12 protein-coding genes are annotated in these 14,765 nt (G+C 75.6%); all 12 read right to left on the bottom strand.

What is annotated here, in order from left to right:
- Nucleotides 1-81: 81 nt before the first annotated feature.
- Complete coding sequence (locus tag CUD01_RS07810; protein WP_141320079.1) at nt 82-690, bottom strand: NUDIX domain-containing protein; 609 nt, start codon at nt 688-690, stop codon at nt 82-84.
- Nucleotides 687-2,354: a CTP synthase gene (pyrG, locus tag CUD01_RS07815; RefSeq protein WP_094179872.1), complete on the bottom strand. Its 1,668-nt coding sequence runs from the start codon at nt 2,352-2,354 to the stop codon at nt 687-689. The genes CUD01_RS07810 and pyrG overlap by 4 nt, the downstream gene beginning before the upstream one ends.
- A gap of 11 nt (nt 2,355-2,365) precedes the next feature.
- Nucleotides 2,366-4,042 carry a murein biosynthesis integral membrane protein MurJ gene (gene murJ, locus CUD01_RS07820; RefSeq protein WP_141320053.1) on the bottom strand — a complete coding sequence of 559 codons (1,677 nt, stop codon included), beginning with the start codon at nt 4,040-4,042 and terminating at the stop codon, nt 2,366-2,368.
- Nucleotides 4,039-4,926, bottom strand: a complete 888-nt coding sequence (locus CUD01_RS07825) for a hypothetical protein (RefSeq protein WP_141320055.1) — start codon at nt 4,924-4,926, stop codon at nt 4,039-4,041. Before CUD01_RS07825 ends, murJ begins: the two co-directional genes overlap by 4 nt.
- Entirely contained in the window at nt 4,923-5,984 is a 1,062-nt protein-coding gene (locus tag CUD01_RS07830; protein ID WP_141320057.1) for a copper transporter, read from the bottom strand. Before CUD01_RS07830 ends, CUD01_RS07825 begins: the two co-directional genes overlap by 4 nt.
- A gap of 43 nt (nt 5,985-6,027) precedes the next feature.
- On the bottom strand, nt 6,028-7,215 hold the full coding sequence (gene steA, locus CUD01_RS07835; RefSeq protein ID WP_094179868.1) for a putative cytokinetic ring protein SteA: 1,188 nt from the start codon (nt 7,213-7,215) through the stop codon (nt 6,028-6,030).
- A gap of 6 nt (nt 7,216-7,221) precedes the next feature.
- Nucleotides 7,222-8,955, bottom strand: coding sequence for a DNA repair protein RecN (gene recN, locus CUD01_RS07840; protein WP_141320059.1), 1,734 nt, complete (start codon nt 8,953-8,955; stop codon nt 7,222-7,224).
- Nucleotides 8,952-9,845, bottom strand: coding sequence for an NAD kinase (locus tag CUD01_RS07845; RefSeq protein ID WP_141320061.1), 894 nt, complete (start codon nt 9,843-9,845; stop codon nt 8,952-8,954). The genes recN and CUD01_RS07845 overlap by 4 nt, the downstream gene beginning before the upstream one ends.
- A complete protein-coding gene (locus CUD01_RS07850) occupies nt 9,842-10,651 on the bottom strand; it encodes a TlyA family RNA methyltransferase (protein ID WP_141320063.1) in 810 nt (269 codons plus the stop codon). The genes CUD01_RS07845 and CUD01_RS07850 overlap by 4 nt, the downstream gene beginning before the upstream one ends.
- A gap of 4 nt (nt 10,652-10,655) precedes the next feature.
- Nucleotides 10,656-11,027, bottom strand: a complete 372-nt coding sequence (locus CUD01_RS07855) for a hypothetical protein (protein ID WP_141320065.1) — start codon at nt 11,025-11,027, stop codon at nt 10,656-10,658.
- A 146-nt stretch (nt 11,028-11,173) separates the two neighbouring features.
- The gene (locus tag CUD01_RS07860; RefSeq protein ID WP_141320067.1) at nt 11,174-12,208 is read right to left on the bottom strand and encodes an HAD-IIA family hydrolase; all 1,035 of its coding nucleotides are present in this window, start codon (nt 12,206-12,208) and stop codon (nt 11,174-11,176) included.
- Entirely contained in the window at nt 12,205-13,038 is an 834-nt protein-coding gene (locus CUD01_RS07865) for a hypothetical protein (RefSeq protein WP_244937707.1), read from the bottom strand. Before CUD01_RS07865 ends, CUD01_RS07860 begins: the two co-directional genes overlap by 4 nt.
- Between the last annotated feature and the right edge of the window lie 1,727 nt (nt 13,039-14,765).

Consider the following 14,765-nt stretch of genomic DNA (forward strand, 5'->3'; position numbering starts at 1 on the left):
GACGAGGGCGGGGTCGGGACGCAGTCCCGACGCCGCCCGGCCCCGCCCTCGTCAGGTCCAACCTCGGTCCGACCTCTCGGCTCAGGGAGTGACGGACTCGAGCGTCTCCCAGCCTCGCGCACGCGCCGCGGCCGCCGCGAGCACACCCACCACGGTGGACGGGCTCGCGAACCGGTCGCCCAGCACGCCCGCGACGGCCTCGTCGAGCGGCACCCAGACCGGCACCATCGACGCCTCCTCGTCCTCGCGGACGAACCGGTCGGCGTCCGGCACGGGCGTCAGGTCGCGTGCCAGGAAGACGGTGATCCGCTCGGACGACCCGCCCGGGGTCGTGAAGAACTCCACCAACCGCCACCAGCGACCGGCCACGAGGTCGGCCTCCTCCGCGAACTCGCGAGCCGCCGCGCGCACCGGGTCCTCGCCCGGGACGTCGAGCAGCCCCGCGGGCGGCTCCCACAGCACGTGCCGCACGGGGTGGCGGTACTGCGACAGCAGCAGGACGCGGTCCTCGTCGTCCAGGGCGATGACGGCCACGGCACCCGTGTGCGCCACGTACTCGCGCACGACCTGCGACTTCCCGAGGTCGACCACGTCACGCGCGAGGTCCCAGACCCGCCCGTGGTGGACGACCTCGTGCTCGAGGACGGGGTGCTCGTCCGCGCGGTCGCGCGGCTCCTCGTCGGTGCTCAGCTCTCGTCCTTGCGGGCGAGCGCAGCGCCCACGAGCCCCGCGAACAGCGGGTGCGCGTGCGTCGGCCGGGACTTGAACTCCGGGTGCGCCTGCGTCGAGACGTAGTACGGGTGCGCCTGGCGCGGCAGCTCGACGAACTCGACGAGCGACGTGTCGGGCGAGACGCCCGAGATCACCAGGCCGGCCTCCTCGAGCTTGTCGCGGTAGGCGTTGTTGACCTCGTACCGGTGACGGTGCCGCTCGCTGATCCGCGTGGCGCCGTAGGTCTCGGCGACCACCGAGCCCGGCGTCAGGACCGCGTCGTACGCCCCCAGGCGCATCGTGCCGCCCAGGTCGCCGCCGCCGCCCACGATCGCGAGCTGCTCGGCCATCGTCGCGATGACGGGGTGCGTCGGGTCGTCGTCGAACTCCGAGGACGAGGCGCCCTCGAGACCCAGCACGTTGCGCGCGTACTCGATGACCATGCACTGCAGCCCCAGGCACAGGCCCAGCGTCGGCACGCGGTTCTCGCGCGCCCAGCGCAGCGCGCCGAGCTTGCCCTCGATGCCGCGCACGCCGAACCCGCCGGGCACGAGCACCGCGTCCACGCCCTCGAGCGCCGACTGCGCGCCCTGCGGCGTCTGGCAGTCGTCGGACGTGACCCAGCGGATGACGACCTTCGCGTCGTGGTGGAAGCCACCCGCACGCAGGGCCTCCGTCACCGACAGGTACGCGTCGGGCAGGTCGATGTACTTGCCGACGAGCGCGATCTCGACCGAGTGCGCGGGCTCGTGCACGCGCTTGAGGAGCTCGTCCCACCCGCTCCACTCGACGTCGCGGAACGGCAGACCGAGCCGCTGCACGACGTAGGCGTCGAGGCCCTCGGAGTGCAGCACGCGCGGGATGTCGTAGATGCTCGGCGCGTCCTTGGCGATCGCGACCGAGTCGACGTCGACGTCGCAGAACAACGCGATCTTGCGCTTGATCGACTCCGGGACCTCGCGGTCGGCGCGCAGCACGATCGCGTCGGGCTGGATGCCGATGCTGCGCAGCGCGGCGACGGAGTGCTGCGTGGGCTTGGTCTTCAGCTCACCGGACGGGCCGATGTACGGCAGGAGCGACACGTGCAGGAAGAACACGTTGTCGCGGCCGAGGTCGTGGCGCACCTGGCGGGCGGCCTCGAGGAACGGCTGCGACTCGATGTCGCCGACCGTGCCGCCGATCTCGGTGATGATCACGTCGACGTCGTCGGACGCCTGCGAGCGCATGCGCGCCTTGATCTCGTCCGTGATGTGCGGGATGACCTGGACGGTGTCGCCGAGGTACTCGCCGCGCCGCTCCTTCGCGATCACCTGCGAGTAGACCTGGCCGGTCGTGACGTTCGCCGAGCCGACGAGGTTCACGTCGAGGAACCGCTCGTAGTGGCCGACGTCGAGGTCCGTCTCCGCACCGTCGTCGGTCACGAAGACCTCGCCGTGCTGGAACGGGTTCATGGTGCCCGGGTCCACGTTGATGTACGGGTCGAGCTTCTGCATGGTGACCGTCAGGCCACGCGAGCGGAGGAGTCGGCCGAGGCTGCTCGCCGTCAGGCCCTTGCCGAGAGAGGAGGCAACTCCCCCGGTGACGAAGATGTGCCGGGTCAGGTGGTCCGACCGCCCGGAGAGTCGGTGCGCGCGCTCTGTCACGGGATTCCAGCCTACCCGACGTCCCCGCCGCCGGAGCCCCCGGCACGCGGTGAGTCGGACCACTGCGCGGCCGGGGCCGCCGAGCGGTCCGCGCGCAGCACCCCGAGCACCGTGGACCGGTCCGCGAGCCCGACGACCGCCGCGACGACCGCGAGCGCAAGCGTGGCTCCCCCGGCGCCGGCACCCAGCGCGGTCCACACGCCGTGGCCCGCGACGTCCTGCACCGCGTCGGCGACCCATCGCCCGACGACCGCAGCGACACCCACCCCCGCCACGAGGACCGCGGTCGTGCGGGCGAGACCGAGCAGTGCGCCCGGCCCGGCGGCGCGACGCAGCAGGACCAGCGCGATCGCACCGGCGACGAGCATGCCGACCGTGCTCGCGGCCGCGATCGAGACGACCGCGCCACCGTCCGGCAGGCGCAGACGGACCAGGACGACGGCGGCGAGCGCCACGGTCCCCCAGCCGAGGACGTTCGCGGCCGCGGCCGCGCGCCCGCGCTCGAGGGCGTACAGCGACCGCGAGACGTGGAACAGCAGGGCGAACCCCGCGAGCCCCGGCATCATCCAGGTCAGCGCGAGGCCCATCTGGCCGGCGATCGCGGCGTTCCCCGCGATGTGCGCGAACACCGTCGCGACCGCGGGCGCTGCGGCCACGACGACCGCGACACCCACGCCTGCCGCGACGAGCACCGCGCGCGTGGTGACCGCGGCCATCGTCGCGAAGCCCGCACGGTCGCCCGCCGACGCGCGCGCCGCCAGACGCGGGAACGTCGACGTGGCGAGCGGGACCACGAGCACCGCGTACGGCAGCAGGTACACCTGCTGGGTGTAGAGGAACCGCGTGAACGTGCCGACCTCGGCGTACGGCTGCCACCAGGCGACGCGCATGACGACGAGCAGCGCGAGCTGCTGCGCCGCGACGGACCCGACGCCCGCGAGGGCGAGCCGCAGCAGCCGCGGTCCGACGCCCTCGGGGAACCGCAGGGAGACCCGCAGCCGCACGCCGAGCCGGTGCACGGGCACGAACATCGGCAGGCACATCGCGGCGACGCCCAGCGTGGTGCCCCACGCGAGCGCCTCGAGCGCACCCGCCGCGAGCGCGTCGGGGTCGGAGCGCTCGCCGTCCGCGAGCGCCCCGTAGACCAGGTAGGTCGCCATGACGACGAGCGAGGAGATGACGGGCGCGAACGCGGGCCAGAAGAAGCGCTTGTGCGCCTGCAGCACCGCGTACAGCAGGACGGCCACGCCGTACATCGGCACCTGCACGGCGAACACCAGGATGAAGAACCGGATGAGGGCGACCTGGTCCGGCGTGTGCGCGAGGGACTGCGCCACGGGCGACGCGAGGGCCGCGAGCAGCAGCGCGAGCGGGCCGAGCACGAGCAGGGTCCAGCCCAGGGCACCCGACGCCGTGCGCTCGACCTCCCTGCGGTCCCCGCGCGCGATCGGCGCGGCGAGCAACGGGATGAGCGCGCCCGCCAGAGCGCCACCCGCGGCGACCTCGAACAGGACGTTCGGCAGCAGGTTGGCGGAGTTGTACGCGTCCCCGATCGCCCCGTCGCCGACCTGCGAGGCCTGCAGGAGCCAGCGCGCGAAGCCCAGGAGCCGTGAGAGCACCGTGACCGCGGCGATCATGGCCGCGGCCCCGGCGAGCCCGCCGAGCGCGCGGCGGACCTGAGGGCTCACCCCTCGTCGCCCGGCGGTTCGGCCGGCGCGTGCACCGGACGACGGCCCCAGCGGTCGACGTCGCGCAGCACCGGCGTCGACTCGATGACGGTCGTGAAGCTCACCTTCTCGCTGGCGAGCGTCAGGCCGACCGTGGCGGCCAGCGCCGCGAGGCGCACCGGGCGAGGTGCGCTGAGCACGACCGCCGCACCGAGCGCGGCACCGAGCGCGTTCGCTCCGCCGTCGCCGAGCATGTCGGTCTCCGCGAGGTCCGCACCCGCGGCTGCCGCCGAGGCGCCCACGACCGACGCCGCAGGCACGGCGCCGGCGCCGGGTCCGACGGCGAGCGGCAGCGCGGCGACCGTGCTCGCCTTGAGCGCACGCCCGGGACGCAGGTCGAGCAGGTTGACGAGGTTCGCGCTCGTCGCGACGAGGGCCCCCGACAGCGCGACGTCGGCCCCCCAGCCGAGCAGCCCGCGACGTCCGCCCGAGGGCGAGGTCCGCGGTGTGGCGATCGCCGCGGTCACGAGCGCGCCCGCGCCGATGCCGAGGACCTTGAGACCGCCGGTCGTGACGCGGCCCTGCGCGAGCGCACCGAAGTGACCGCGCAGGCCCTTGCGCCGGTCCTGGACGTCCTCCGCCAGGTCGTCGACGATCCCGAACGCCGCACCCGTCGCCGTCGCGACCACGGTGGCCGCCGCCGCGCGACCCGGCGCGACGAGCGCGCCGGCGAGGACGCCCGCCGCGACGGCCGGGCCCTCGAGCATGCTGACGGGCTCACCGCGGTGGTTGGTCCGCAGCCAGCGCTGCTGTCCGCCGGGCGCGTGCTCCTCGAGCACGGCCCGCACCACCGCGGTGACGGTCCGTGCCGCCGCCGCGGCGACGAGGCGCCGCGTGACGCTCATCCGCCCGTTCCCGCGGGCGTGGTGGCCGCGCTCGTCGGGTCACCGGTGCCCTGCTCCGGGTCGACGACCGGTGTGCGGTCGACGGGCGGGAGCGTGACCGCCGCGGGCAGCGGGGTCTCGTCGTCGCCGAACCCGTAGTGCCCGATCGTGCCCGAGATGCGCGCGGCGAGCGCGAGCGGCACCGTGACCTGGCCGGTCACGAGCTCGGCGCCGGAGACGGTCGCCAGCCGCGACGCGAGCGCCTCGTCGGCGAGCACCACGTCGACGAGGCTGCCCGCGCCACGCGGGCCGTCGACCAGCACGGAGCCCTCGGACTGCTCCTGGGCCGCCCGCAGCACCGCGACGTGCGCGTCGGTCGAGGCGGCGTCCGCCTCGGTGGTCGGGGTGGCCGCGGTGCCCGCGGACGCGGGTTCGACCGGGACCGCGAGGACGACGACCGCGTCGGCGCCGGTCGTGACCGGGTCCGCGAGCGTGATCATGGGGTTGTCGCCCTCCGACAGGATCGCCAGCACGTTCGCGGCGTCCGCGGTCAGCGCGTCGGGCGAGGCCGGGTCGGCACCCGTGAGCCCCTGCACCAGCGCCTGCGCGAGCTGCTCGTCGAGCGTCGCGTCGTCGGCGGGTGCGGGGTCGAGGTTCTCCAGCACGAGGCCGACCAGGGCGTTGCGGTACGAGCGCAGGTCCGGGTCGAACCACGCGTCCGTGAGCGCCACGTGCGCCGTGACCTCGGCACCCGACTGCGCGAGCCGGTCGTCGACTGCGGTGCGCTCGGCCTCGGGGACGTCGCCGAGCGCGACGACCGCGACGCGACGCTCCTCGAGCGCGCCGTCCAGGAGGGCGGGGCCGGACGCGTCGACGAAGGCGCGCGCGTCCGCGAGGTCGCCCGAGGTCTCGTCGAGCTGCGTGCGCAGCTCGTCCTTCTCGGTGCGCAGCTGGTCGACCTGACCGGTCAGCGTGTCGCCGATGGTCTCCTTGAGCGGTCCGGCGCCGAGCGCGATGCCCACGGCGAGCGCGAGGAACACCGAGATGAGCGAGACGAGGTGGTAGCGGAAGTCGATCACGAGGCGGTCTCTCCGTGGGTCGTGCCCGGGGTGGCGTGGGTGCTCATGCGGCGCCTGAGAACAGGCCGCGGACCCACGAGGTGAAGTCGTCGACGCGCGCACCCACGAGGCCGAAGAACGTCTGGCCGGCCTCCGTGGAGGCGAGCGCGACGCCGAGGGCGAGCAGGCCCGCGAGCACCAGGAGCGTGAGCTGCAGGTTCGAGATGCGCTGGCGGTACAGGCGCGAGACGCCCTTCGCGTCGACGAGCTTGCCGCCGACGCGCAGTCGCGTGAGGAACGTGCTCGCCATGCCGGAGCGTCCCTTGTCGAGGAACTCGACGAGCGTCGCGTGCGTGCCGACCGCGACGATCAGCTCGGCGCCCTTGTCGTCGGCGAGCAGCATCGCGACGTCCTCGCTGGTGCCCGTCGCCGGGAACACGACGTGCGGCACCCCGAGCTGCTCGACCCGCGCGATCCCGGGCGCACGCCCGTCGCGGTACGCGTGGACGACGACCTCGGCACCGCACGCCAGCGCACGGTCGGAGACGGAGTCCATGTCGCCGACGATCATGTCGGGCCGCCAGCCGGCCTCGAGGATCGCGTCCGCGCCGCCGTCCACGCCGATGAGCACCGGGCGGTACTCACGGATGTACGGGCGCAGCGTGACGAGGTCCTCCTTGTAGTGGTACCCGCGCACGACGATGAGCACCTGGCGGCCGTCGATGCGCGTGTCGATGTCCGGCACGCCGACGCCGTCGAGGAGCAGGTCCCGCTCGCGGCGCAGGTAGTCCATCGTGTTCGCGGCGAACGACTCGAGCTGCACGGAGAGGCCGGCGCGCGCCTCCTCCATCGCGAGCGCGACGCTCGCCGTGGTCTGCTCGACCCCCTCGGCGACGAGCGTGCCGCCGTCGTGCACGGCCCCGTCGAGGATGCGGACGTGGTGGCCCTCGGTGATGCCCATGACGTCGGGACCGAGGTCGTCGACCAGCGGGATGCCCGCCTCGACGAGGATCTCCGGGCCGAGGTTGGGGTACCGGCCCGAGGTGGACCGCGCCGCGTTGAGCACCGCCGCCGGCTGGCACGCGACGAGCGCCTCGGCCGACACACGGTCGAGGTCCTCGTGGTCGATGACGGCGATGTCGCCGGGCCGCAGACGCTTGGTCAGCGACTTGGTCCGACGATCGACACGGGCGGGCCCGGCGACCCCGGGTTCAGGCGCGGGCGGACGACGACGACGCAGAGTGGCTCTCATCGTGGTTCATCGTCCCATGCCCGACAGCTCCAGGAGCTCCGCTGCGTGCGCGCGTGCCGAGTCCGAGTCGTCCTGACCGCTCAGCATGCGTGCGAGCTCGCGGACGCGCTCGTCGTCCGTGACGGACCTCACGTCCGACGCGGTGACGACGTCGACCCCACCCCGGGTCGACTTCGACACGACGAGGTGGTGGTCCGCGAACGCGGCGACCTGTGCGAGGTGGGTCACGACGAGCACCTGGGCGTCGCGCGCGAGCGCGGCGAGCCGCCTCCCGACCTCGACGGCGGCCTTGCCGCCGACGCCCGCGTCGACCTCGTCGAACACGAACGTCGCGGGCCGGTCCGCACCCGCGCGCTCCGCGAGCGCGACCTCCAGCGCGAGCATGACGCGCGACAGCTCACCGCCCGACGCACCCTTGCCGAGCGGCCGTGCGGGCGCACCGGCGTGCGGCACGAGCAGCATCTCGACCTCGTCCGCCCCGTGCGGCCCCGGCTCGGCCGCGGGCTGCACGACGACCTCGACCCGCGCGCCCGCCATGGCGAGACCGGCGAGCTCGGCGGACACCGTCTTCGCGAGCCGCTCGGCCGCGGCCGAGCGTGCGGCCGACACGGCACCCGCGAGCTCGGTGAGCCGCGCGTCCAGCTCCGCGAGCTGCACGTCCAGCTCCTCGATCCGCTGGTCGCCGCCCTCGAGCTCGAGCAGGCGCAGGCTCGCGGTGCGTGACCACTCGAGCACCTCGGCCACGTCCTTGCCGTACGCGCGGGTGAGTGTCGCGAGCTCGGCGCGCCGCTGGTTGACCACCTCGAGCCGTCGCGGGTCCGCCTGCAGGTCGGACGCGTACGACACGAGCTCGGCTGCCGCGTCGGCGAGCACGTAGCCCGCCTCGCCGACACGTGTCGCGAGCTCGGCCAGGGCCGGGTCGTGCGTCCCGACGTGCTCGAGCGCTCGTCGCGCCTGCTCCACGAGGTCGGCGGCGCTCACGAGCCCGCTGCCGCTGTCCGTGTCACCCGCGAGCGCGTCGTGCGCGGTCACGGCCGCGACGCGCAGCTCCTCGGCGTGCGCGAGCCGCCCCTCCTCGGCGCCGAGCTCGACGTCCTCGCCGGGCTGCGGGTCGACACGTTCGACCTCCGCGAGCCCGAGCCTCAGCAGCTCCGCCTCGCGCGAGCGGTCCTGGGCCCGCTCGACGAGCTCGGCGCGCTCGGCGCGCACGCGCGCCCGCTCGGCCCACGCGTCGCGGTACGCGCGCAGCGTCCGTGCGTGGTCCGGGCCGGCGAACTCGTCGAGCGCGGCGCGCTGGTGCGCAGGTGAGCGCAGCCGCGCCTGGTCCGCCTGCCCGTGCACCGTCACGAGCGTCTCCGCGAGCTCGGCGAGCACCGCCTGCGGCACCGAGCGTCCTCCGACGAACGCGCGGGAACGACCCGAGCCGCCCTCACCCGCAGCGCCGACGGTGCGCACGAGCAGGAGGCTGCCGTCGTCGTCCACCGCGCCGCCCGCCTCGGCCGCGCGCTCGAGCGCCGGGTGACCGGCCGCGAGCACCACACGGCCCTCGACGGCGGCACTGCTCGCGCCGGTCCGCACCGTCGCCGGGTCGGCCTTGCCGCCGAGCAGCAGCGCCAGCGCCGTGAGCACCATCGTCTTGCCCGCGCCGGTCTCCCCCGTGAGCACCGTCAGGCCGCGGCCGAGCCGCACGTCCGCGGCGCCGATCACGCCCAGGTCGCTGATCCGGATCTCCTCGATCACCGTGCACCACCGTCCTGCGGCACGTCGCCGTCACGGCGAGCCGCGGCGAGCCCCCGCCAACCCGTGACCGGGAGCGCGAACTTCTGGACGAGCCGGGTGGTGAACGGCGCCGGGCTCAGCCGTGCGAGGCGCACCGGCACGTCGCTGCGCGTCACCTCGACGCGCGCGCCCTGCGGCACCTCGACCGTCCGACGCCCGTCGCACGTGAGCTGTCCCGGCGCGGGCGAGCGCTCGAGCACCTCGAGCGCGAGACGGCTCCCCGGCCCGACGACGAGCGGGCGGGCGAACAGCGCGTGCGCCGAGATGGGCACGAGGATCATGCCGTCCACGTCGGGCCACACCACCGGGCCGCCCGCGGAGAACGCGTGCGCGGTGGAGCCCGTGGCCGTCGCGGCGACCATGCCGTCACAGCCGAAGCTCGACAGCGGGCGCCCGTCGACCTCGACCGCGACCTCGAGGATCCGCGAACGCTCCGCCTTCTCGAGCGCCGCCTCGTTGAGCGCCCAGTCCTCGACCACGTCGCCGCCGGGGAGCAGCACGCGCACGCGCAGCGTCACGCGCTCCTCGACGTCGAAGTCACCCTCCGTGAGCCGCCGGACCGCCTCGCCCACGTCGTCCCGCTCGCTCTCCGCGAGGAAGCCCACGTGCCCCAGGTTGACGCCGAGCAGCGGCACACCCGTACCGCGCGTCAGCTCCGCGGCGCGCAGGATCGTCCCGTCGCCACCGAGCACGACCGCGAGCTCGAAGTCGGGCAGGTCCGCCGCCACGGTCTCCTCGGAGGCGAGCACCGGCTCGATGCCGGCGCCCTCGAGCACCCGGACGGCCTCACGGGTGGCGCTCACCGCCTCCAGGCGGCCGCGGTGCGTGACGATCAGGGCACGACGCGTCACAGCGCACCTCCTGGGAGCCCGCCGCTGACGACGCGCTCGATCTGCTCGGTGGGGACCTGCGGCGAGACCTCGGCCCGCAACCACAGGAAGTACTCGACGTTGCCGCTCGGTCCGGGCAGCGGGCTCGTGACCACTGCGCGCACCCCGAGGCCGAGTGCCGCCGCCGCGTGCGCCACGGACACGACGGCCTCCGTGCGCAGCCGGGCGTCGCGCACCACGCCGCCCGAGCCGAGCCGCTCACGGCCGACCTCGAACTGCGGCTTGACCATGACGAGCAGGTCGGCGGCCGGCGCGGCGACGGCGGCGAGCGCCGGCAGCACGAGGGGCAGCGAGATGAACGACAGGTCCGCGACGACGAGGCCCGGAGCCGGGTCGACGTCCCCCGCAGCGAGACCGCGGACGTTGACGCCCTCGCGCACGTCGACGCGTGGGTCGTCGCGCAGCCGGTCGACGAGCTGGTCGTGCCCGACGTCGACCGCACACACCGTGCGCGCGCCGCGCCGCAGCAGGACGTCCGTGAACCCGCCCGTGCTCGCGCCCGCGTCCAGGCAGTGCCGCCCCGCGACGACGAGCTGCGGGAGCGCGTCGAGAGCGCCCGCGAGCTTGTGCCCCGCGCGCGAGGCGTACCCCGGGTCGTCGTCGTCCAGCGTGACTGTGACCCCGCGCGCGGGGTCGACCTGCGTCGCGCTGCGCTGCACCGGGCGGCCGTCGACGCTGACACGGCCCGCCGCGATCAGCTCACCCGCGTGGCGGCGCGACCGGGCCAGACCGCGACGCACGAGCTCGGTGTCCAGTCGGGTGGTCACGCGGTCAGCCCTGCGACTCGGCGAGCCGGTCCTGCAGCGCGGAGTGGACCGCGTCGAACGCGGCGACGTGCTCGCCGAGCGGTCGCTCCGCGAGGCCGTCGAGGACGCGCAGCGCCTCGTCGACAGCGGCGTCACCCGTCACGTGGCCCGGCGGGACCACACCAGCCGGCGTCGCACCTACCGGGACGTCGGTCGCCGGGACGTCGCTCGCCGGGACCTCGCTCGCCGGGACCGCCTCGTCGGCGGCTCCCCCGGACGGCGCGCTGCCCGCGGGAGCCCCGGCGCCCGATCCTGCAGCCGTCAGCCCGACAGTGGGCGGCGCCACACGCGCCGCCAGACGCGCGGGCGTCGGTACCCCACGCTCGTCGTCGCCCACGTCGACCTCCGTCCGCTCGTCGTCCGCTCGTGGTCCGTCATGTGTCCCGGCCGAGGCCGCTGCACCACGCTACCCGCCCGCGCCGACGCACCACCGGCATGACCCACAGGTGACCGCGCCGCCGCCGAGGGGCAGCTCGCGACGCGTCAGACGGCCGAGGGACCGAGCTCGGGCACCGACGACGCGTCGAGCTCGTCCCCGCCGTCGACCGCCGCCCACGCCGCGGCGCACGCCGCTCGCACCTGGTCGAGCGGGTCGACGCCCGAGGTCGACCCGCCACGCCCGAGCTCGAGCCGACCGTCGACCACGCGCGCGGCGGCCTCGCGGCACGTCCACCACCCGTCGCCGCCGAGCTCAGGGGCCGGGTGCGTCTCGTGCAGCGCCCGCAGGTCCGCTCCGATGAGGTGCGGCCGCTCGCCCGGGTGCGCGAGCACGTCGTCGCGCGCCGAGCTGACCCCCGTCAGCACGTGCAGCCCGACGAACCCGCCGGAGCGCGCTCCCGCGAGGTCGGTGTCGAGCCGGTCACCGACGACGAGCGCCTGCCGCGCCCCCGCCCGCTCGACCGCCATGTGGTACATCGTCGGCGACGGCTTGCCCGCGCTGTCGGGCGCGACGCCCGTCGCGGCCCGGACCGCGCCGACGAGCGAGCCGTTGCCCGGTGCGAAGCCGCGCGCGGTCGGCAGGCTCAGGTCCAGGTTCGACGCGACGTGCCACGCGCCGCGCTCGATCGCGTACGCGGCCTCCGCGAGCTGCGTCCAGCCGACCTCGGGCGCGAAGCCCTGGGCGACCGCGGCCGGCTCGTCGTCCGCCGACTCGACGACCTCGAAGCCCGCCTGCCGCACCGCCGTGCGCAGCCCGGCGCCACCGACCACGAGCACCCGGGCGCCACTCTCCAGGCGCGACCGCAGGAGCTGCGCGGCCGCCTGCGCCGCCGTCATGACCTCACCGGGCGTGGTCGGGATGCCCAGCCCGCTGAGCTGGTCCGCGACCGACTCCGGCTCACGCGAGGCGTTGTTCGTCACGAAGACCAGCCGCATCCCCGCGTCACGCGCGGCCGTGAGCCCGTCGGAGGCGTGCTCGATCGGCTCGTGCCCGCGGTACGCGACACCGTCGAGGTCGACGAGCGCGAGGTCGTACGCCCGCGCCGGCGGCACCGGGGCGGCGATCAGTCCGCCGTTCATGCGCCCGCGTCCTCCTCGTCTCCGGCCGGGATGCCGGCCGCGTCCTCGTCACCGGGGACGTCCTCGTCCGGCACGTGCTCTCGCTCGTCCGCCGCCTGCGCGGAGTCCCGCGAGTCGCGCGCGTCCTCGTCGGAGGGGACGTCGTCGAGGTCCTCCTCGACGTCGAACACGACGATGTCGTCCTCGTCGTCCGCCGGCCCCTGGGTCACCGCGGAGACCTGCGCGGCGCTGAACCGCGCGAGCTCCGCCCCCGCCTCGTCGGCGCGTCCCGCGGCCTCGAGCGCCGCTGCCCGCGCGACGGCGACGCGCACCGCCAGCTCACCGGCGGCCGCGCGCACCTCGGTCGTACCGAGGACGGCGACCGCGGCCTCCGCCTCACCCAGGTCGAGCCGGGCGCCGCTGACCACGATCGCGAGCTCCACCCGCGCCTCGGGGTCGAGCGACTCCGCCTCGGGCGACTGCGCCAGGGTGAGCGCCCGCTCCGGACGTCCGAGCCCACGTTCGCAGTCCGCCATGACCGGCAGGTGCTCCGACGAGCCGTTGAGGCGGCGCACGGTGCGCAGCTCACGCAGCGCCTCCGCGTACCGCCCGGTGCGGTACGCCGCCAAGCCGGCCGCCTCGCGCACGATGTCCACCCGGCCACCCCGGCGAACGGCCGCCTGAGCGTGCTCGTACGCGAGCTCGGGGTCCGTGTCGAGGAGCCGCCCCACCATCACGAGGTGGCGGCCGACGATGTTCGCGTTGTCCTTGGTGAGCGTCCGCAGTGGCGCACGCGCGGACCTGTCGAGGTCGCCGAAGACGACGTCCTCGGGGATCTCCGGCCCCGCCACCCGCTGGTCCTGCGGGGGGCGCGTCGGACGTCGCGTGTCGTCGCGCTCCGAGCGTCCACCGAAGGTGCGGTCGCCACCGCGCTGCGCACGGTCCCCGCGGTCGAACCGGTCGCCGGTCCGGCCGTAGCCGCTCCCGCTGCGCCGCTCGCCCCGATCCTGCCCACGGACGTCACGTCCGCGGTCGGCGCCTTCCGGACGGCCACCGCGGTCCGGACGGCCACCGCGATCGGGACGCTCGCCGAACGTGCGCCCGGACGCCTGCCCCGACCGCTGCTCACCCTCCGCGCGACCCGTCCGCTCGTCCGGCCGGTACCCTCCGCGGCCCGCACCGCCTCCGCCACCGGCCGCAGGGCGCGCACCACCGGGCCGACCCCCCTGAGAGGGCCGCCCACCGGACGTGGGACGCCCACCCCGCTCCGGACGCCCGCCGTATGCGGGTCGCTCCCCGTATGCCGGCCGGTCACCGTTCACGGGTCGCTCGCCGTACGCCGGACGGTCACCGTATGCGGGTCGCTCACCGTACGCCGGCCGCTCACCGCGGGAGGGACGGCCCGCGCCTGCGGCACGGTCGTCCCGACGGTCCCACGAGCCACGGCGATCGTCGCGGCCGGGACGCTCACCTCGAGCCCCCCGGTCGTCGTAGGTCCGTCGGTCACCCGTCGCGTCGTCGCGCCGGCCGCTACCACGCGACCACGAGGGTCGCTCGAACGCCGCACCGGTGGCGCCGACGCCGTCCGGGCGGCCGCCCGAACGAGCGCCGTAGCCGGACTGCGTCGACCGAGCGCCGCCACGTCCGCGGGACTCGTCCCGGCCGCCCTGCGCACCGCGCCCGCCCTGAGCGCGCCCGGCGTCACCGGACCAGTCCGCACGCCGCGACCGTTCACCAGCGACGAACGGGCGACCCCGGCTCGCGCCGGCGTCACCCCGTGACGCCGAGCCGCCCGTCGTCGCCCGGCCGGGACCTCCGGACGAGCTCCAGCGCTGCCCGCCGCGGTCCCAGCCCGTCGAACGGCCCGCAGATGCCGCGCCGGGGGCCGAACGCTCGCTCGAGGAACGCCCCGAGGGGAAGCGGGCGGACGACGACCGGTCCGACCACGGACGATCGGACGACGGCCTGCCGGACGAGCGGTCCGACCAGGAACCGGCGGAGGACGACCGGCTGGACAAACGGTCCGACGACGAACGGCCCGACGACGAACGGCCGTACGACGCACCGCCGCGCTCACCGCGCCCGTCCGGCGCCGGACGAGAGCCGCGCTGCCCGCCCGTGGCCCGACCGCTCGGAGCGCCACCCGTGGCACCCCGGCCGCTCGCCGCACCTCCGCCCGCGCCGCCGAACGCACCGCGCCCGCGGCCCTGCGCCTGCCCGCCCTGGCCGCCCTGGCCGCCGGCGCGACCGCCGGCCGCGCCGCGGGATCCGCCAGCCTGGCTCGAGCCGCGCTTCGCGCGCCGACCCGCTTCGTCGCTGTTCATCTGAAAGTCTCCTCGTCTTCGGCGGACATCGTCTCATCCGCTCCGCACACCCGCCGAACCCGCACCCGTGCTCACCACCCGACACACGCGGTCCGGCACACCCCAGCGCCCCGAGCCAGACCGACCACGCGTCCGTCGCGTCCGCCCGGCGCCGTGTCGCGGCGGTCCGCCGACACCGATGCCATGTAGCGGACGGGGAGCCGCCCCGAGAAACAGGGGGCGCTCCAGAGCACGGCGTGGTCGAGCGCGACTCC

The organism is Cellulomonas uda (assembly GCF_006538705.1).
GTDB lineage: Bacteria > Actinomycetota > Actinomycetes > Actinomycetales > Cellulomonadaceae > Cellulomonas > Cellulomonas uda.

Coding starts and splice junctions, on each gene's coding strand:
- CUD01_RS07825 (WP_141320055.1), bottom strand. CDS start 4,926: ATGAGCGTCACGCGGCGCCTCGTCGCCGCGGCGGCGGCACGGACCGTC.
- steA (WP_094179868.1), bottom strand. CDS start 7,215: ATGAGAGCCACTCTGCGTCGTCGTCGTCCGCCCGCGCCTGAACCCGGG.
- CUD01_RS07860 (WP_141320067.1), bottom strand. CDS start 12,208: ATGAACGGCGGACTGATCGCCGCCCCGGTGCCGCCGGCGCGGGCGTAC.